This is a genomic window from Streptococcus sp., from assembly GCF_032481935.1.
In the GTDB taxonomy this organism is placed as follows: domain Bacteria; phylum Bacillota; class Bacilli; order Lactobacillales; family Streptococcaceae; genus Streptococcus.
On the sequence record NZ_JAWERU010000032.1, the window covers coordinates 1 to 18,689 of the forward strand.

The 18,689-nt window shown below is 39.5% G+C and carries 22 protein-coding genes; 5 read left to right on the top strand and 17 right to left on the bottom strand.

Translation table 11 applies throughout. From position 1 onward, the window contains the following. Positions 1 to 168: 168 nt before the first annotated feature. The 11 genes from E7C97_RS06925 to E7C97_RS06975 all read right to left on the bottom strand — a co-directional run bounded on the left by E7C97_RS06925 (position 169) and on the right by E7C97_RS06975 (position 8,717). A complete protein-coding gene (locus E7C97_RS06925) occupies positions 169 to 825 on the bottom strand; it encodes a CBS domain-containing protein (RefSeq protein ID WP_316108572.1) in 657 nt (218 codons plus the stop codon). A 353-nt stretch (positions 826 to 1,178) separates the two neighbouring features. Further along, a complete protein-coding gene (locus E7C97_RS06930; RefSeq protein ID WP_045763246.1) occupies positions 1,179 to 1,889 on the bottom strand; it encodes an ABC transporter ATP-binding protein in 711 nt (236 codons plus the stop codon). Beyond that, positions 1,889 to 2,653: an ABC transporter ATP-binding protein gene (locus tag E7C97_RS06935; RefSeq protein ID WP_049509414.1), complete on the bottom strand. Its 765-nt coding sequence runs from the start codon at positions 2,651 to 2,653 to the stop codon at positions 1,889 to 1,891. The genes E7C97_RS06930 and E7C97_RS06935 overlap by 1 nt, the downstream gene beginning before the upstream one ends. After that, entirely contained in the window at positions 2,653 to 3,609 is a 957-nt protein-coding gene (locus tag E7C97_RS06940; RefSeq protein ID WP_316108576.1) for a branched-chain amino acid ABC transporter permease, read from the bottom strand. Before E7C97_RS06940 ends, E7C97_RS06935 begins: the two co-directional genes overlap by 1 nt. Before the next feature lie 3 nt (positions 3,610 to 3,612). After that, entirely contained in the window at positions 3,613 to 4,482 is an 870-nt protein-coding gene (locus E7C97_RS06945) for a branched-chain amino acid ABC transporter permease (protein WP_000941435.1), read from the bottom strand. A 115-nt stretch (positions 4,483 to 4,597) separates the two neighbouring features. Continuing rightward, positions 4,598 to 5,758, bottom strand: a complete 1,161-nt coding sequence (locus E7C97_RS06950; RefSeq protein WP_316108577.1) for an ABC transporter substrate-binding protein — start codon at positions 5,756 to 5,758, stop codon at positions 4,598 to 4,600. Positions 5,759 to 5,846: 88 nt separating this feature from the next. Next, positions 5,847 to 6,116 carry a YlbG family protein gene (locus E7C97_RS06955; RefSeq protein ID WP_060956026.1) on the bottom strand — a complete coding sequence of 90 codons (270 nt, stop codon included), beginning with the start codon at positions 6,114 to 6,116 and terminating at the stop codon, positions 5,847 to 5,849. Positions 6,117 to 6,191: 75 nt separating this feature from the next. Next, the gene (clpP, locus tag E7C97_RS06960; RefSeq protein WP_000613459.1) at positions 6,192 to 6,782 is read right to left on the bottom strand and encodes an ATP-dependent Clp protease proteolytic subunit ClpP; all 591 of its coding nucleotides are present in this window, start codon (positions 6,780 to 6,782) and stop codon (positions 6,192 to 6,194) included. A 172-nt stretch (positions 6,783 to 6,954) separates the two neighbouring features. Continuing rightward, on the bottom strand, positions 6,955 to 7,584 hold the full coding sequence (upp, locus tag E7C97_RS06965) for a uracil phosphoribosyltransferase (protein ID WP_000517029.1): 630 nt from the start codon (positions 7,582 to 7,584) through the stop codon (positions 6,955 to 6,957). A gap of 89 nt (positions 7,585 to 7,673) precedes the next feature. Further along, entirely contained in the window at positions 7,674 to 8,141 is a 468-nt protein-coding gene (locus E7C97_RS06970) for a cytidine/deoxycytidylate deaminase family protein (protein WP_060956028.1), read from the bottom strand. Positions 8,142 to 8,159: 18 nt separating this feature from the next. After that, positions 8,160 to 8,717, bottom strand: coding sequence for a TetR/AcrR family transcriptional regulator (locus E7C97_RS06975; protein WP_000840875.1), 558 nt, complete (start codon positions 8,715 to 8,717; stop codon positions 8,160 to 8,162). A 124-nt stretch (positions 8,718 to 8,841) separates the two neighbouring features. Here E7C97_RS06975 and E7C97_RS06980 point away from each other — a divergent pair, with 124 nt between their 5' ends. The 4 genes from E7C97_RS06980 to E7C97_RS06995 all read left to right on the top strand — a co-directional run bounded on the left by E7C97_RS06980 (position 8,842) and on the right by E7C97_RS06995 (position 11,948). After that, positions 8,842 to 9,687 carry a DegV family protein gene (locus E7C97_RS06980; RefSeq protein WP_316108579.1) on the top strand — a complete coding sequence of 282 codons (846 nt, stop codon included), beginning with the start codon at positions 8,842 to 8,844 and terminating at the stop codon, positions 9,685 to 9,687. A 56-nt stretch (positions 9,688 to 9,743) separates the two neighbouring features. Further along, complete coding sequence (locus E7C97_RS06985) at positions 9,744 to 10,910, top strand: NAD(P)/FAD-dependent oxidoreductase (RefSeq protein ID WP_316108581.1); 1,167 nt, start codon at positions 9,744 to 9,746, stop codon at positions 10,908 to 10,910. A gap of 50 nt (positions 10,911 to 10,960) precedes the next feature. Further along, positions 10,961 to 11,482, top strand: coding sequence for a DUF1697 domain-containing protein (locus E7C97_RS06990; RefSeq protein WP_061862833.1), 522 nt, complete (start codon positions 10,961 to 10,963; stop codon positions 11,480 to 11,482). A gap of 109 nt (positions 11,483 to 11,591) precedes the next feature. Continuing rightward, positions 11,592 to 11,948, top strand: coding sequence for an 8-oxo-dGTP diphosphatase (locus E7C97_RS06995; protein WP_316108590.1), 357 nt, complete (start codon positions 11,592 to 11,594; stop codon positions 11,946 to 11,948). A 120-nt stretch (positions 11,949 to 12,068) separates the two neighbouring features. Here the strand turns inward: E7C97_RS06995 and E7C97_RS07000 are convergent, their stop codons facing one another. Then, positions 12,069 to 12,809 (bottom strand): MerR family transcriptional regulator, encoded by a 741-nt coding sequence (locus E7C97_RS07000; RefSeq protein WP_316108583.1) that lies wholly within the window; start codon positions 12,807 to 12,809, stop codon positions 12,069 to 12,071. A gap of 229 nt (positions 12,810 to 13,038) precedes the next feature. Between E7C97_RS07000 and E7C97_RS07005 the strand changes: the two genes are divergently transcribed. After that, positions 13,039 to 14,379, top strand: a complete 1,341-nt coding sequence (locus E7C97_RS07005) for a sodium-dependent transporter (RefSeq protein WP_316108584.1) — start codon at positions 13,039 to 13,041, stop codon at positions 14,377 to 14,379. Positions 14,380 to 14,419: 40 nt separating this feature from the next. Here the strand turns inward: E7C97_RS07005 and manA are convergent, their stop codons facing one another. The 5 genes from manA to E7C97_RS07030 all read right to left on the bottom strand — a co-directional run. Further along, the gene (manA, locus tag E7C97_RS07010; RefSeq protein ID WP_316108585.1) at positions 14,420 to 15,364 is read right to left on the bottom strand and encodes a mannose-6-phosphate isomerase, class I; all 945 of its coding nucleotides are present in this window, start codon (positions 15,362 to 15,364) and stop codon (positions 14,420 to 14,422) included. Positions 15,365 to 15,484: 120 nt separating this feature from the next. Continuing rightward, positions 15,485 to 16,924 carry a 6-phospho-beta-glucosidase gene (locus E7C97_RS07015; RefSeq protein ID WP_316108586.1) on the bottom strand — a complete coding sequence of 480 codons (1,440 nt, stop codon included), beginning with the start codon at positions 16,922 to 16,924 and terminating at the stop codon, positions 15,485 to 15,487. Positions 16,925 to 17,090: 166 nt separating this feature from the next. Further along, the gene (locus tag E7C97_RS07020; RefSeq protein WP_316108587.1) at positions 17,091 to 17,669 is read right to left on the bottom strand and encodes a DUF3592 domain-containing protein; all 579 of its coding nucleotides are present in this window, start codon (positions 17,667 to 17,669) and stop codon (positions 17,091 to 17,093) included. Positions 17,670 to 17,812: 143 nt separating this feature from the next. Next, the gene (locus E7C97_RS07025; RefSeq protein ID WP_316108588.1) at positions 17,813 to 18,160 is read right to left on the bottom strand and encodes a VOC family protein; all 348 of its coding nucleotides are present in this window, start codon (positions 18,158 to 18,160) and stop codon (positions 17,813 to 17,815) included. A 59-nt stretch (positions 18,161 to 18,219) separates the two neighbouring features. Further along, a partial coding sequence (locus E7C97_RS07030; protein WP_316108589.1) for a thiamine pyrophosphate-dependent enzyme occupies positions 18,220 to 18,689 on the bottom strand: 470 nt, incomplete at its 5' end.

Here is an 18,689-nt window from a genome sequence, read left to right on the forward strand (position 1 = left end):
TGTTTGGACGAATGATATAAAGAATTTCGTATTTAGCCATTGATATGTTCCTCCTTTTGGTCTAATGACCCCAAGACTTTGCAAGGGGTAAGTGAGGTTTGCTCACAATAAATTATTATACTAGAAAAAAATTTTTTTAGCAAGTAAAAACTGCTTCTATTTTATTTTTTACAGTTTTTTTGCTAAAGTTTGTGTAATTTCTTCAACCTGAATACTCTCAGATTCAAATTTCTGTTTAAAGGTAGCTAGATCAACCGTTCCCTCAATTTGAACTTCGATAACAATCTTACCATCTTTACGTGGAATATTAACAGTATGAGAAATATTAAGATTTTCCTCAACGATTAAAGAAACAATCTTACCAAGTACCCCAACTTCATTTTCTGTGATAAAACGAACACGGATTCCCTCTTCGCCATAACCAGAAATTTCAAGAAATGCTCTGAAAACATCACGGTCAGTAATGACGCCATAGACTTGTCCATTATCAATAACTGGCAAGATTCCAATCTTGTTTTTCAGCATAAGGTAGGTTGCATCTTCCAAACTTGCATAACCGGAGACAGTTACAACATCACGAATCATGACGTCTTTTACTTTTGTTTTATTGAGCAAGTAATTCATCTCAAAGATTGAAAGACTTGTTGCTTTTGACGGACTGGCTTCAGCAATTGTTCCTTCTGTTACTAGACCAACTAATTTATCATTTTCAATAACAGGAAGACGATGTAAACCTTGTTCGCGCATCAAGTCTGCTGCATGTGCTACAGTCGTATCTGGGCTAATATATACGACCTTTCGTGTCATAAAATCTTTAACTGCCATAGGAACTCTCCTTTATGTTTATAGCTTTATTATACACTTTTTACGAAAATCAATCAAACGCTTTCATCTCTTTTTCAAGATTCTGAAAACTCTGAAACACTATAAAAAGAGCCCTATATTAGGGCCCTCAATCTTATGATTATGTAATTTGTTTGGCAATCTTTCCCGTCGACTAAAACAATCCACTGGATCTGATGATTGCCAAGCAATCTCTATCCGCCGACTAAAAAGGTCCCCCGGACTAATATGGATTGCTTTGTAATCTTTATTCGCAACCTAAACTAGTCTCCCAGACTATACGAAGATTACTACGCAATCCTTATCCGCCGACTAAAACAATCCACTGGATTGTTTTAGCCACCTAGATATGCTTTTCTGACTTCGTCTGATGCTGCGAGTTCTTTACCTGTTCCTGAAAGAACGATTTTACCTGTTTCAAGAACATAGCCTCGATCTGCGATGGCTAGTGCTTTATTGGCATTTTGCTCGATCAAAAGAACAGTTGTACCTTGTTTTTGAATATCTTGGATGATATCAAAAATTTCTTGGATGAAAATTGGTGCAAGCCCCATTGAAGGTTCATCTAAGAGAAGAAGTTTAGGTGTTGACATAAGCGCACGTCCCATAGCAAGCATCTGTTGCTCACCACCAGAAAGGGTAGCTGCATCTTGGTTTTTACGTTCTTCCAAACGCGGGAAACGTGAAAAGACTTTCTTCAAATTTGCTTGATTCTCTTCACGATTTTTCTTAAGAAAGGCTCCCATCTCCAAGTTTTCCATAACTGTCAAACCAGGGAAGACGTGACGTCCTTCTGGTACTTGAGAAAGTCCTGATGCCACAATTTTTTGTGCAGGCATCTTTTGGATTTCTTGTCCCAAAAATTCAATTTTACCAGAACTTGGACGAACAAGTCCTGACAAGGTACGAAGGATGGTTGTTTTACCAGCCCCGTTGGCACCGATAAGGGAAACAACTTCTCCTTCGTTTACTTCAAAGCTCACATCACGTACAGCTTGAATCATACCGTAGTGTACTGAGAGGTTTTCAACTTTTAACATAGACATTAGGCTTCACCTCCTAGATAAGCTTCGATAACACGTTTATTATTCTTGATTTCATCTGGTGTTCCATGAGCAATCAAACGACCGTACTCAAGAACATAGATACGCTCAGTAACTTCCATAACCAAGTTCATATCATGTTCAATCAGCATAATAGTAATGTTGAATTCATCCTTGATGCGACGAATCAACTCAGTCAATTCTGCAGTTTCTTGTGGATTCATACCCGCTGCAGGCTCATCCAAGAAAAGGATTTTAGGTTCTGTAGCAAGAGCACGAACAATTTCTAAACGACGTTGTTGACCATAGGCTAAATTTTTAGCTAGAGTTTCAGCATCTCCATCCAAATCAAAGATTTTTAGTAATTCTAAGGCTTTAGCTTTCAATTCTTTTTCATTCTTATAAAAAGCTGGTAAGCGCAAGAAACTTGCAAAAACATGTTGTTTATGATGATTACTAAATGCAATCAGAACGTTATCCAAAACTGTCAAATCCTTGAAGAGGCGGATATTTTGGAAGGTACGCCCTAAACCAAGAGATGCGATTTTATAGGGTTGCTTGCCATTTAATAAGTGACCATCCAAGGTTACTGTCCCTTCGCTAGGTTCATAAACACCTGTCAACAAGTTGAAGAGGGTTGTTTTCCCAGCACCATTCGGTCCAATCAAACCAACAAGTTCACCTTCGTTCAATTCGAGAGTGACGTCCCCAACGGCAGTCAGACCACCAAAATGTTTGGTTAAATTTTTTACTTCAAGTAATGCCATTAGTTTTGTCCCTCCTTCTTACCTTTTTTAAAGAGACGTGATAGGCTCAATTCCCATGTCCCAAGAAGACCACCTGGTCTGAAGATCATAACGAGTACCAAGGCCAAAGCATAGATAATCATACGAACGCTGGCCACATCTTGAAGGAGCATGTTCAAGATTCCAAGAACAATCGCCGCAACAATTGCCCCTGTAATGGATCCTAAACCACCAAATACAACGATAATCAAGACATTGATAGAGTTGATAAACGTGTAATCTTTTGGTACGACTGATCCGATAAATCCTGATTGAAGAGTACCTGCGATACTTGCAGTAACAGCACCAAAAACAAAAGCAATGATTTTAATTTTTGTAGTATTTACCCCTACTGACTCAGCAGCAATCTCATCTTCACGAACTGATAAGGTTAAACGTCCGATAGGACTACGAAGGAAATTAAGAGTAGCAATCGTTGTAATCACAGCAAAGAAATATACCATTTGCCAAGTTGTAAAGTTAGGAATTCCCAAAATACCAGCAGCACCGTTTGTAAGGCTTCCACCATTAATAATGAAGATACGAATAATTTCAGCAACACCAAGTGTCGCAACTGCAAGATAATCTCCCTTCAAACGGAGTGTAGGAATTCCTACGATGAGGGCAACCAAACCAGCAATGATGGCGCCGAGCAACATAGCTCCAAAGAATGCACCATAGGTTGGAGATTTTGATCCGATAATGGCTGCTGCATAAGCACCAATAGCCATAAATCCAGCATGTCCAAGTGAAAACTGACCAGAGAACCCAACGATTAGGTTAAGACCTACTGCTAGAATAATATTGATACCGATTTGTTCAATAATCTGAATATGGAAAAGATTCAAGACTCCTACTGAAACCAATAGGCTAATCAAACCATATCCAAGCAACAAAAGGAATAACCATAGAATGTTAACTTTTAAATTTTCTTTCATTGTTTACACCTTCTCTTTCACATTCTTACCGAGGATACCAGCTGGGCGAACAATCAAGATTAAGAGCAAGATTCCATACACGATGGCATCACGGAAATCTGACATTCCGAAGGCGGTAGCAAATGTCTCTAAAAGACCAATAACAAAGCCACCCAGAGCTGCACCAGGGATAATTCCGATACCACCAAGAACGGCAGCCACAAATGATTTAATACCTGGAGTCATTCCCATCAATGGTTCAAGAGAGTTATAGTAAAGTGCAATCAAGACACCCGCTGCACCAGCTAGAGCTGAACCCAATGCAAAGGTGAAACTGATTGTACGGTTCACGTTAATCCCCATCAGCTGAGCAGCATCACTATCTACAGAAACGGCACGCATGGCTTTCCCCATCTTAGTTTTTTGTACGATGAGTTGTAGAAGAACCATCAAAACAAGTGAGACAGTCAAAATCAACAATTGAATATTTGTTAGACTGATTGGTCCCAAATCATAACGCACTGTTTGGATTGCTTGAGGAAAGGCACGTGTATTGGCACCTACCAGATAGACCATCCCATACTCCAGTAAGAAGGATACCCCGATAGCTGTAATCAGTACAGAGATACGAGTTGAATGACGTAATGGACGATAAGCTAGGAACTCAATGATAACACCGAGAATTGCAGTACCGATCATCGATAAGATCAAGGCAACAAAGAAATTTAATTGCAAGGAATTAATCAAGAAATAACCCATGAAAGCACCCATCATATAAATATCACCGTGGGCAAAGTTAATGAGCTTGATAATTCCATAAACCATAGTATAACCTAGGGCTAGCAGCGCATAGACACTCCCCAAGATTAGACCATTGACAAGTTGTTGAAGCATATGGTTCACTCTTTCTAAGTTTTATTTTTTAGGATTTTTATAAAAAAATAATCCTTTCATAAACACTGAAACAGGGAGTGAGTAAAAGCTCATTCCCCATTTCCTGTATCTATAATTATGGTTTTACGACTTCTGCCGCTTCTACTTTACCATTATTCATGGTCATCATGAAGGCTGTTTTCACAGTGTTGTGATCTGCATCAAAGCTTGTTTGACCTGTAACACCTTCGAAGTTTTGTGTTTTAGCAAGATTGTTCTTGATATCAACTGAAGTTTTTGCCCCTTTTGCTGCATTAGCTACAAGGTAAACTGAGTCATAAGCAAGAGCTGAAAATGTTGAAGGATCTTCGTTGTATTTTGCACGGTAAGCTTCAAGGAAGGCTTTTGCTTTATCTGAAACCTCTACAGTAGTTGAGAATCCTGAGATGAAGTAGATATTTGATGCGCGTTCAGCTGTTGCTTGTTGAACAAACTCTGCACCGTTGAATCCATCACCACCGATGATTGGTTTATCAATTCCCATACCACGAGCTTGGTTTACAATCTTACCAGCTTCTGTATAGTAACCTGGCAATACGATTGCATCAAAGTCTTTATCTTTGATTTTTGTCAAAGCTGCTTGGAAGTCAGTGTCACCTGATACAAATGTTTCATCTGCTACGATTTCGCCTGAGAATGAATCACGGAATGATTTTGCAATTCCTTTAGCGTAGTCACTTGAGTTATCTGTATATAAGACTACTTTCTTAGCGTTCAACTTGTTTGTAACATAGTTAGAAATGATTTTCCCTTGGAAGCTATCTTGGAATGTTCCGATGAAAAGGAAATCTTGACCTTTTGTCAAACCATCTTGAGTAGCACTTGGAGAAATCAATGGAACTCCAGCTTGTGTAGCATTTGCTACTGCTGCTGCAGTTGCACCTGAAGTTGCAGGTCCTACGATAGCTGCTACTTTAGATTGAGTAACAAGGTTTGTTGAAACTGAAGCAGCTTCAGCAGTTTCAGATTTGTTATCTTTGTCTACTACTTCGATTTGTTTTCCATCGATACCACCTGCTGCGTTAATTTCATCAACTGCAAGTTGGGCACCTTTTTGTTCAGATGTACCGTAAGATGCTACAGCACCGGTTTCTTCAAAGTTGAAACCAATTTTAACGACTTTCTCATCCACTGGGTTACCAGTTGAGTTTGAAGCTCCTGACTTCACTTCTCCACAAGCTGCTAAAACAGCCACACTTGCAAGAGCTACAAGTGACAAGGCAAATTTTTTCTTCATGTTTATCTCCTTTTAATTTCTTAATTTAAATTACATGTTAAGAATATACCGAATTATCAGAAAATTGTCAACACATTTATCTGAATTTTTACATGATAACGTTTTCGTTATTTCTGTAGAGACTACCAACAAAGGGAGTTTCCAATTCTTGGATATGACATCGTCTCACTTTTTTGACAAATTTCTCTTTTCCTAAACGGCTAACCAGTTCTTCCACTTCTTCTGTTGGGACATAAAGTTGCAGATAACGGTGTTTTTTTGAGTGGTAACAAATATCACCATAATTATCGATTTTTTTTGCATCACGATTATAGTATAGGTAGATAATCAGACCAGACCGATTCTCTTTTTGAAACATATTACAACTTCCTTCTAACAATCTTCTTACTATTATATCAAAAAAAGCAAGCTCAGTCGAGCTTGCTTTAGTAGTTTAATTCAAAGAATTATTAGCCATGATTTCATCAATGAAACCATATTCAAGTGTTTCTTGAGCGCTCATCCAGTAATCACGTTCAGCATCTGCATGGATTTGCTCAACTGATTTACCAGAATTATCTGCAAGAATTTGCTCCAAAGTTTTACGAGTTTTAAGCAAGTGTTCAGCAGCAATCGCCATATCTGTTTGCTGTGTACCACCACCTGTACCACCCATCGGTTGGTGAATCATGTACTCGGCATTTGGAAGCATAAAACGCTTGCCTTTTGCTCCACTTGAAGCAATGATTGTTCCCATTGAAGCAGCCATCCCCATAACAATGGTTTGGACATCTGCCTTGATAAAGTTCATAGTATCAACGATTGCCAAACCAGCTGATACAGAACCACCTGGAGTATTTACATAAAGGTAGATATCTTTTGTACTATCTTGGGCATCCAAAAAAAGCAATTGGGCGATAACTGAATTGGCCATATTGTCTTCGACTGGTCCAGTCAACATAATGATACGATCTTTTAAAAGACGTGAGTAAATGTCATATGAACGTTCTCCACGACTTGTTTGTTCAATAACTACAGGAATCATTCATTTCTCCTTCTGATTTCTAAATTTCCTAGTCAAGCGACTTGATACAGGACTATTATATCTTTTTGGTCAAAAAAGGTCAAATTTTTGCTCTATCCTAAAAACAGACACAAAAATTTAACCTCCTTTCTAGACTAAAACTAATGAACAGTTTTAGGGTAAGCTTAGAATTTTACTTAGTTCCGAACAAACGGTCTCCAGCGTCACCAAGACCTGGAACAATATAGCCATGTTCGTTCAAGCGTTCATCCAAAGCTGCTGTAAAGATTTCTACATCTGGGTGAGCTTCTTGAAGAGCTTTTACACCTTCTGGAGCAGATACAAGGCAGACAAATTTGATGTTTGATGCTCCACGTTTTTTGAGGGAATCAACAGCCAAGATTGCAGAACCACCTGTTGCAAGCATAGGGTCAACCACAAAAATTTGACGTTGGTCGATATCTTCAGGTAATTTAACCAAGTATTCTACTGGTTGAAGAGTTTCTTCGTCACGGTACATACCAATATGTCCAACTTTGGCTGCTGGAACCAAGCTCAACAGCCCATCGACCATCCCGATACCTGCACGCAAGATTGGAACAATTGCCAATTTTTTACCAGCCAATTGTTTTTGGACTGTTTTTGTGATAGGTGTTTCGATTTCAACGTCTTCAAGCGGAAGATCACGAAGCACTTCATATCCCATCAACATAGCAATTTCATCTACTAACTCACGAAAAGCTTTTGTAGAAGTGTCTGTGCGACGCAAGATTGACAATTTGTGTTGAATGAGCGGATGATTAATGACTTCAAGTTTTCCCATTTTCTGAATTCCTTCTTTCAATTTATTCTTCTTATTATATCAAAAAATGGTTTAAAAATCCTTCTAAACCATCTATTTTTTTATAATTTCTAAATCAAATCTGCTTCTTGAAGAGCTGCTTGTACTGTCTCTAGCGATAAATGGGTCAACTCGGTACCTTTTTCACGATAGAGATACTGGGCGTAGTCATCCATACGGTATTGATTGATATACACGACACGCTCACAACCTACCTGAAGCAATTGCTTGGTACAGTTGAGGCATGGAAAATGTGTAACGTAGGCTGTGAAACCTTTTGGAACGCCACGTTCGGCTCCTTGTAGTATAGCATTTACCTCTGCATGAAGAGTGCGCACACAGTGGCCCTCAATCACCAGACAGTCGTGGTCAATACAGTGCTCCGTTCCTGATACAGAACCATTGTATCCTGTTGAAATCACCTTATTATCCTTGACTAAAACAGCTCCTACCTTAGCGCGTTTACAGGTTGAACGATTGGCAATTAATAGAGCTTGAGCAGCAAAATACTCATCCCAAGCCAGTCTTTTTTCTGTCATATCTTCTCTCCTCTTGGTTTATTTTTTGAAAAATGGTAGGCGTAAATCTGCAATTTTTTCAGCAGGAACCTTCATTCCATCCTTAATCCATTTAAGCAAAACTGATACGATGGCAGAACTCCAAAAAGAATGCAGGTAAGAGCTGACTCCTTTTGATTTTCCATAGTATTTTTCTAAAAATTCTTGCATGGCTTGCACAAAAATTTTTTCCAAGTGGTAGTCCAAGGCAAGCTGAATAACCTTAGCCTCTTTCTTAGCTTCTCGAAAGAGGCGAACCCAAACCAGATAGAGGTCCGTTTTTACATCGTAATGGCTCAATTGCTCCATAATGTTATGGACGCTTCGTTTAAAGACACTTTCTAAAATCTCTTCTTTGGAGTCATAGTTTCGATAAAAGGCTGCACGGGAAACACCAGCACGTTTGACCAACTCAGAAATGCTAATCTTTGTCAATTCCTTTTTCTCCAAAAGTTGCAAGAGAGCTGTTTCGATAGCTTCTCTGGTCAGTAAATTGGATTCTTGATTGGATTTTCTGAGATTTTCAAGTGAATTTTCAGAAATTCTTCGTTCGGCCATAACACTTCCTTTCTACTTGTGACAACAGAGTGACGAGACTTTTGTTTTAAGATTTTTCATGATATAATTGTAAAAAAAGACAGAACCTTTGTCAATGTATAAGTGATAAAGATGGAGAATTTCTATGACTTGGAAGATTGTAGCTGACTCTGGTTGTGATTATCATCAACTGGCAAATCCAGCAATTGATACTGAATTCATCAGTGTTCCCTTAACCATTCAAGTGGCTGATCAAGTCTTTATTGACGATGCTAGTCTTGATATTGACAAAATGATGGAAACCATGTATGCAACTTCTGAAGCTTCAAAATCAGCTTGTCCTAGCCCTGATGATTACTTGCGAGCATTTGAAGGGGCAAACCATATTTTTGTAGTGACCATTACCGGAACTCTTTCTGGTAGTCAAAACAGCGCTCAATTAGCTAAGAATCTCTATCTCGAAGAACATCCTGATACTCAGATTCATGTTATTGACAGCTTGTCTGCTGGTGGGGAAGTTGATCTAATCGTTGAGAAAATCAATGACTTGATTGATCAAGGACTTTCTTTTGAAGAAGTGGTTAATGCTATTACTGCTTACCAAGAAAAAACTAAGTTATTGTTCGTTCTCGCTAAGGTTGATAATCTGGTTAAGAATGGTCGCTTGAGTAAACTGATCGGTACAGTTGTTGGGCTCCTCAATATTCGTATGGTTGGGGAAGCAAGTGAAACTGGAACCTTGGAACTCCTCCAAAAGGCTCGTGGTGCTAAAAAATCTCTTCAAGCTGCCTATGAAGAGTTAATCAAAGCTGGCTATGCTGGTGGACGTATCGTCATGGCTCACCGCAGTAATGATAAATTCTGCCAACAGCTCTCAGAGCTCTTACGTGAAAAATTTCCACAAGCTGAAATCAAGATTATCCCAACCTCTGGACTCTGCAGTTTTTATGCAGAAGAGGGTGGACTCCTCATGGGATATGAAATTGACTAATAAATCAAACAGGAGATGACTTATCATCTCTTGTTTTTTTATGGTACAATACTTTTATGAAACATTTTGACACTATTGTAATTGGGGGAGGCCCGGCTGGTATGATGGCTACCATTTCCAGTAGCTTTTATGGGCAGAAAACCCTTCTCATCGAAAAAAATCGAAAACTCGGAAAAAAATTAGCTGGTACTGGTGGTGGTCGCTGCAACGTGACCAACAATGGAACTCTAGATGACCTATTAGCTGGAATCCCTGGAAATGGGCGCTTTCTTTACAGCGTCTTCTCCCAGTTTGATAACCATGATATTATCAACTTTTTTACTGAAAATGGCGTAAAACTCAAGGTTGAGGACCACGGGCGTGTCTTTCCAGCCAGCGACAAATCTCGGACCATTATCGAAGCACTGGAAAAGAAAATCATGGAGCTAGGTGGGCAAGTTGCCACTCAAACAGAGATTGTTTCTGTTAAAAAGATTGACGACCAGTTTGTCCTTAAGTCTACAGACCAAACCTTCACTTGTGATAAACTCATTGTCACAACAGGTGGAAAATCCTATCCTTCTACTGGCTCTACTGGTTTTGGTCACGAAATCGCCCGCCATTTCAAACACACTATTACCGAACTCGAAGCTGCTGAAAGCCCATTGTTGACAGATTTCCCACACAAGGCTTTGCAGGGAATTTCCCTAGACGATGTGACCCTAAGCTATGGCAAGCATGTCATCACTCATGACCTACTCTTTACCCACTTTGGTTTGTCAGGTCCTGCTGCGCTACGCATGTCTAGCTTTGTCAAGGGTGGGGAAATTCTCTCTCTAGATGTCTTGCCACAACTTTCAGAAGGTGACTTAGTTGACTTTTTAGAAGAGAACCGTGAAAAGTCCTTGAAAAATGCCTTAAAAACTTTACTCCCTGAACGCTTGGCAGACTTTTTCGTGCAAGGATATCCTGAAAAAGTCAAACAACTAACAGAAAAGGAACGCGCCCAACTTGTCCAGTCCATCAAGGCTCTTAAAATCCCTGTAACTGGAAAGATGTCGCTAGCAAAATCTTTTGTAACTAAAGGTGGCGTTAGTCTCAAGGAAATCAATCCTAAAACGCTGGAAAGTAAGCTAGTACCTGGACTCCACTTTGCTGGTGAGGTACTAGATATCAATGCCCATACGGGGGGATTTAACATCACTTCCGCCCTCTGCACCGGCTGGGTGGCAGGCTCAAACTAGAACTATAAATGATATAGTATCTAAAGATATTGGATAAGAAAGGAGCTATTTTGGAACATATTATTTTACTGAGAGGTGTTACACCGAATGGACAAAATGCTATCCCTAAAATGTCTTATCTGGTAGATATCTTAACAGAGGCTGGTTTTCAACACGTTCGAACTTATATTCAAAGTGGAAATATTATTCTTGAAAGCGACTTAGCCATAGAAGAAATACGAGAACAAGTCCATACTCTAATAAAAGAAAAAATCGGAGCCGACTTAAAAATGGTCATTAAAAATAAGAGTGATTTTACAAAAATTGTCCAAGAAAATCCGTTTGGAGAACACTATCTTTATGACCGTATACATATAATTCTTTTCCAGAATGCTATCCAAAGTCTACCATTTGAAAAATTGGATAGTGACTATGGTGAAGAAGAAATTTGTATCGGCAACCATTGTCTTTATCTCTATCTCCCTAGAACTGCAAAACGAAAAAAGCTTAATACCAACTATCTCGAAAAGCTGTTCGGCGTTGATCTGACCATGCGAAAGTTAAACGTGGTAGAAAAATTACTAACAAAATAGGAAAAATAAGATGAACAGAAGAGAATCAGTCGAATTTGTCAACATGTGTATGATTAAAAATGGGGACAAGATTTTGGTTCAAGATCGAGTTAGTCCTAACTAGCCTGGCATTACTTTTCCTGGCGGCCATGTTGAACGTGGCGAGTCCTTTGTCGATGCTGTCATTCGTGAAGTGGAGGAAGAAACTGGTCTGACCATTTCTAAATCTCAGCTCTGTGGTATCAAAGATTGGTATGATGATGCAGATTATCGCTATGTTGTCCTCTTTTACAAAACTGAACACTTTACTGGTGAGCTCCAATCTTCAGACGAAGGAAAAGTCTGGTGGGAGGATTTTGAAAATCTATCTCATCTTAAACTAGCTACTGAGGATATGTCTGATATGCTTCGTGTTTTTCTTGAAGAAGATCTCAGTGAGTTCTTTTACTACAAGGATGATGAAGACTGGTCTTACCAACTCAAATAACAGTAAATCGGCAGAGATTACTCCGCCGATTTTTAGCTTGTCTAATCTTCAAGCTAGGTCTGTGTCCTCCAATTAAAATTCTGTTACTGGCTTTGTCAGTCCTAGCTTAGTCTTTGAGTTTTATCGAGTTTGTGTGCTTACATAGTGGGCAATAACATCTGATGTGTACTGAGCTGTCCCTGGGCCAAATTTGTCAATATTTTCCTTAAACTCTGGATTATAGACATAGCCTTTTCCGATATGACCGAAGACTTCCATAGAACAGTCAAATCCATAGGTACGAATGGCTTGCAAGAGCTTGGCTGCTTCCTCTTGGTTTTCAGATGCTGTTATCGGCAGACCAGATTGTAGATTTTGTGCCAAGGCTTGAAAGATTTGATTAAAGGCTGTTGTAGCTTCATCCTCTCGTCCTTTTTGACGCTCGAGAGCCTGGTCCATGACTTCTTGGCCATACTTGTCTACCGCCTCTTGGTGGTATTTTTGATTGTCTTGATAGCTAAATCCAGTGAATTTTTCCTCAATAGTCATTTTTCTTTCTCCTTTTTGTTCTTGAATGGTTTTTTGTAAGGTTGAAATTAAGGTATCCAAATGTTGTCTTTCTCGAGTCAGGTAATCCAACTGTCTCGTCAAATGTGGTAACAAGTTCATCTTTTCTTCCTTCAATAGCTCTGCTATTTTTTCTAAAGAAAAACCTAGATACTTGTAATAAAGGATAACCTGAAGTCGTTCTAAATCTTCTTGACTGTAGGTCCGATAGCCATTTTCTGACTTTAATGGGATCAAGAGTCCTATCTTATCATAATGGTAAAGGGTCTTGATAGAAACGCCTGAAAGCTGCGCAGCTTCTTTGATATGGTACATGATTTCCTCCTCACATAATTAGTATATACCCTCCCCTTTGGGGAGAGTCAAGTATTTTATTAAGATTTATGAAAACGTAAAATTGATTTTCTTGACAGACTTGAAAAATCATGATAGGATAATCAAGTCTATCAATCAAATAAAAAGCTCATAAAGAGTCATTGAGAGAAGGCTATTTGACAACTCAAGTAGCCTTTTCTTATTTTAAAAAATAGATCGGAGTTTTACTATGTCTGAAAAATCGCAATGGGGCTCGAAACTGGGCTTCATCCTTGCGTCTGCTGGTTCTGCTATTGGTCTTGGAGCTGTTTGGAAGTTTCCATACATGACTGCAGCCAATGGTGGAGGTGGATTTTTACTTGTCTTTCTCATCTCGACACTATTGATTGGATTCCCCCTCTTGCTCGCTGAATTTGCCCTCGGTCGGAGCGCTGGCGTGTCAGCAATCAAGACCTTTGGAAAATTGGGCGATAACAAGAACTACAATTTTATCGGTTGGATTGGTGCCTTTGCCCTTTTCATCCTCTTATCTTTTTACAGTGTTATTGGTGGATGGGTTTTAGTTTATCTAGGTATCGCTATTGCTAAAGCCTTCCAAGTTGGGATTAGCAGTGATTATGCCCAGCTCTTCACAGATATTATTTCAAATCCATGGATTGCCCTCGGTTCCCAAGCCCTCTTCATCTTCCTCAACATCTTTATCGTGTCTAAAGGGGTTCAAAAAGGGATTGAAAGAGCATCTAAGGTTATGATGCCCCTGCTCTTTATCATCTTTGTCATTATTATCGGGCGCTCTCTCAGCTTGCCAAATGCCATGGAAGGTGTAGTTTACTTCCTCAAACCTGACTTTTCAAAACTGACAAGCACCGGACTCCTCTATGCTCTGGGACAATCTTTCTTTGCACTATCGCTCGGTGTTACTGCCATGTTGACCTATGCTTCTTACTTGGATAAGAAAACCAATCTGGTCCAATCAGGTATGTCCATCGTTGCCATGAACATCTCTGTATCCATCATGGCAGGATTAGCTATTTTCCCAGCTATGTCAGCCTTTAACATCCAGTCTGAAGGTGGTCCAAGTCTCCTCTTTATTGTCTTGCCACAACTCTTTGATAAGATGCCTTTTGGAAGTATTTTCTACATCCTCTTCCTCTTGCTCTTCCTCTTTGCGACAGTCACTTCTTCTGTCGTAATGCTGGAAATCAATGTGGGTAATATCACCAACCAGGACAACAGCAAGCGTGCCAAGTGGAGTACCATTTTAGGAATCTTGACCTTTGTCTTTGGAATTCCTTCAGCCCTATCTTACGGTGTTATGGCAGATGTTCATATCTTTGGAAAAACTTTCTTTGATGCTATGGACTTCTTGGTTTCCAATCTCCTCATGCCATTTGGAGCTCTCTGCCTTTCACTTTTTACAGGCTATATCTTCAAAAAGGCTCTTGCTATGGAGGAACTCCATCTTGATGAAAGTGCATGGAAACAAGGACTTTTCCAAGTCTGGCTCTTCCTTCTTCGTTTCATCATTCCAATCATCATCATCGTGGTCTTCATCGCCCAATTTATGTAATCAAAAAGGACTTGAGTAGTGAACTCAGGCCCTTTCTTTTTTATGGATGGCTAACAATCAATTCCAGACCTTGCCCTTCTAAGATCCAAGATTCAACATCACTTGGTAGGATAAAGTGGCTACCTTTTTGAATTGGATAATCTTTGCTGTCCACAGTTAGTTTCCCTTGACCAGCTAAGACACTGAACAGGCTGTAGTCAGCTGTTTTTTCAAAGTCAACTTTTCCAGTGATTTCCCACTTGTAAACTGCGAAGAATTCATTGGATACAAGGAGAGTTGAACGCAAATCGTCTGCTTTGACGGTTACAGGACGGCTGTTAGCAGGCTCTCCGATATTCAATACGTCGATGGATTTTTCAAGGTGAAGCTCGCGCAAGTTACCATTGTCATCCTTACGGTCAAAGTCATAGACACGGTAGGTTGTATCACTAGACTGTTGTGTTTCAAGGATCAAGATACCTGCTCCAATAGCATGCATGGTTCCACTTGGAACATAGAAGAAATCTCCAGCTTTTACAGGAACTTTTGTTAACAAGGCATCCCAGTTTTTATCTTCGATTTGCTGGCGGAGTTCTTCTTTTGACTTAGCGTTATGGCCGTAAATAATTTCTGAACCCTCATCTGCAGCAATAATGTACCAACATTCTGTTTTTCCGAGTTCGCCCTCATGTTCTAGGCCATAAGCATCATCTGGGTGAACTTGAACACTGAGCCAGTCATTGGCATCAAGGATTTTTGTTAAAAGCGGAAATACTGGCTCTGGACGGTTACCAAATAACTCACGGTGTTCCGCATACAAAGTAGCTAAGTCGATTCCCTCAAAGCGACCATTGGCTACCTTGGAAACACCATTTGGGTGAGCTGAGATTGCCCAATACTCACCAATCTTTTCGCTCGGGATGTCATAGCCAAACTCATCACGAAGTTTGGTACCTCCCCAGATTTTTTCTTGCATAACGGAATTTAAAAATAATGGTTCTGACATGTTTCATCTCCTATCTGATTTTTCACCCTCATTATAGCAAAAAAAGAGTCCTAATTGAACTCTTTTTTCTATCTTATAAAGAAGGGAGAAGATTTTATAAAAATAGTGAACAAATGTGTTCTACTCAATGCTTGCACCATTACTGGCAATGACATCCTTGTACCAGTAGAAGGACTTCTTCTTGCTACGTTTGAGACTTCCATGACCTTCATTATCACGATCAACATAGATAAAGCCATAGCGCTTGTTCATTTCGCCTGTTCCAGCTGAAACCAGATCGATACAACCCCAAGTCGTATAACCAAGCAAGTTAACTCCATCTTGGTAAATGGCATCTCGCATAGCCTTGATGTGGGCTTCTAGATAATCAATCCGATAGTCATCTTCTACATAACCATTCTCATCCGGTGTATCAATAGCACCGAGGCCATTCTCTACGATGAACATAGGCTTTTGGTAACGATCCCAGATAGCATTGAGGGTAATACGAAGCCCCAATGGGTCAATCTGCCACCCCCATTCTGAGGATTCTAGATAAGGATTTTTGATGGAGGCAAAGACATTTCCAGCTGTCAAATCCGTCACTTCTGGATCTCCTGAGGCCACTCGGCTCGCATAGTAAGAGAAGGAAACAAAGTCAACAGTGTGATTCTTCAACAAGACCAAATCCTCTGCTGTCATTTCAATCTCAATTCCCTCACGTTCCCACTGCTTCTTGGCGTAATTCGGGTATTCCCCACGCGCTTGGACATCAATGAAGAAGTAACTCTTACGGTCTTCCTCCATGGCTGCCCAGTAGTCTCTCGGATGAGCTGTATTGGGATAGTATTGCCCCGCCGCCAACATACATCCAACCTTATTTTCTGAGTCAATTTCGTGAGCAATTTTAGTCGCAAGAGCTGAGGCTACCAACTCATGGTGAGCCGCTTGGTATTTGATTTGTTCTTGATTTTCTCCTTCTTCAAAACAAATTCCTGCTCCTAAAAAGGGGGCATGCAAAATCATATTGATTTCGTTGAAGGTTAGCCAGTACTTAACCAAGCCCTTGTAACGAGTAAAAAGGGTGCGACAGAGATTTGCGTAAAAGTCCAACATACGACGATTGCGCCATCCACCGTATTCTTCAATCAAGTGCATAGGACAGTCGAAATGCGTAATAGTTACCAGAGGTTGGATTCCATACTTCTGGCATTCCTTAAACAAATCCTCATAAAAAGCCAAACCAGCTTCATTTGGCACGCTTTCGTCGCCCTTAGGAAAAATCCGAGTCCAAGCAATAGAAAGCCGATAAGTCTTAAACCCCATTTCTGCAAAAAGGGCAATATCTTCCTTGTAATGATGGTACATATCAATAGCTTCCTTGGCTGGGTAAAAATAGCCCTCCTCAAAAGAAAACATCTTTTTCTGACCTGTGATAATGGCTTCACGATCCTTACCGATTGGAATAACATCAACATTCGCCAATCCACGACCGTCTAAATTGTAAGCACCCTCACATTGATTAGCTGCCGTAGCACCACCCCAGAGGAAACCCTCTGGAAATTGTAGTATTTCTGTCATCACTTTACCTCACATAATTTACTGGTACTATTATACTATCAAACATTTAAATAAAGCTGAAATAGCCCCAAAAAATATTTTAAGAAAAGCATTTTCTTTATAAAAAAGCTTCTACGATGAACATAGAAGCCAAATAGGGTAGTTGAAGTTTGTATACAAAACTGCTTTATTTCATAAGATTTGGAAGAATGAACATGATAAAGAAAGCTAGAGCAACCATAATAAAAACATTAAGATAGATAAAACATTTTACCAACCATGCATATCGCCCAGGTCTTAGTGGTCTTTCTACATAGGAATGTTTTGGTTTTTTAGGATCATAATAAACAGCAACTTTTCCACCAATTGGAAAGCGTTCTATAAGAGGAGATTTTGTAAAAGACAAAAAACTATTCCCCTTAACTTTGTATCTTAAAACTTGTGGAATTTCACCATTTTCAAAAGTATCCATTTTTACATCAGATACGATTGAACCTAAGGGAGTACTGATTGTATTTGAAATAGCAGATAGAAATTTAGGCCCTACGACCTTGTATTGGTTTCCATCAACAGTGTATTCAACAACTGGGAGACTAATCCCATTATAAAGAGCATAGGAATATCGGATAATAACTCCTTCCGTTCTTTCGGTACATCTCTTGGCATTGCTATAATTACTAAATATAAAATAGGAAAACATAAAATAGGTGAAGGCAGCAAAGCCTAACATCATTAATCCAATTAATAGAAAGAAAGTTGTTGGCATCTTTTTTCTCCTTAAAACATGATGATGAATCTATTTTAACAGAAATGAAAGAAAAAGACCGGATTTCTCCGATCTTTTAATAGTTTATGTTCTCAATTTCTGTTTTAAAAATAGTTAAGGTTAACTTCAAATGACTAAGCACCCTATTTCATACGATAAAAATCAATCACTAGACCAGCAGGACCTTTAACTAATAAAGACTCTGTTCCCCAATCCGTTTCACAAGGCCCATGTAAAATCTCGACACCAATCTCTTTTAATCGTTGGTAATTCTGATTTAGATCCTCAACCTCGATATGAATAATGATTCCTGACTGAAAATCTTCCAAAGGAATTAAATGATTTTGTGATAACATGAGGCAGTGGTTACCAATCGTGAACTGAGCAAAACCATCATCAACATAGTCTGCCTTCTTATCCAAGATACGCTCCAAGTCAGAACAGACCTGGGGAACATTTGAAACGATAATATCTAATTGATTTAAATTCATTTACTATCCTCCATAAAAAGACCGGATTTCTCCGATCTTTTTAAGTTCCACGAGAGAAATTATTTGATTGCGCGTGATTGCAACCCTTCTTCTTCCAAGAAGAGGCGGAATGGTACGAGCTCTTCTGCTTCGTATTTTTCCTTGAAGGCTTTGATTGCTTCTTCTGAGTGTTGTTTTGGATCCAACTCAAGTACTTCTACTGGAAGTGGACGATGTGGAGTGATGTGAGCATCGATGACAACAGTTTTACCTTCTTTGTTCAATTTAACAGCTTCTGCTACAACTGCGTCGATGTCTTCGATACGGTCAACTGTAAATCCAATAGCTCCTTGAGCTTCAGCGATTTTCGCATAGTCAGCATTAGGGAAGTCACAACCAAACAAGTGTTTGTTTGTGTCTTCGTATTTGTCCTTGATGAAGGCATATTTACCATTTGAGAAGACAACGTTGATAACTGGAAGGTCGTATTGAACGTTTGTGATAACGTCTGGGTAGCACATGTTGAATGCACCGTCACCCATGATGTTCC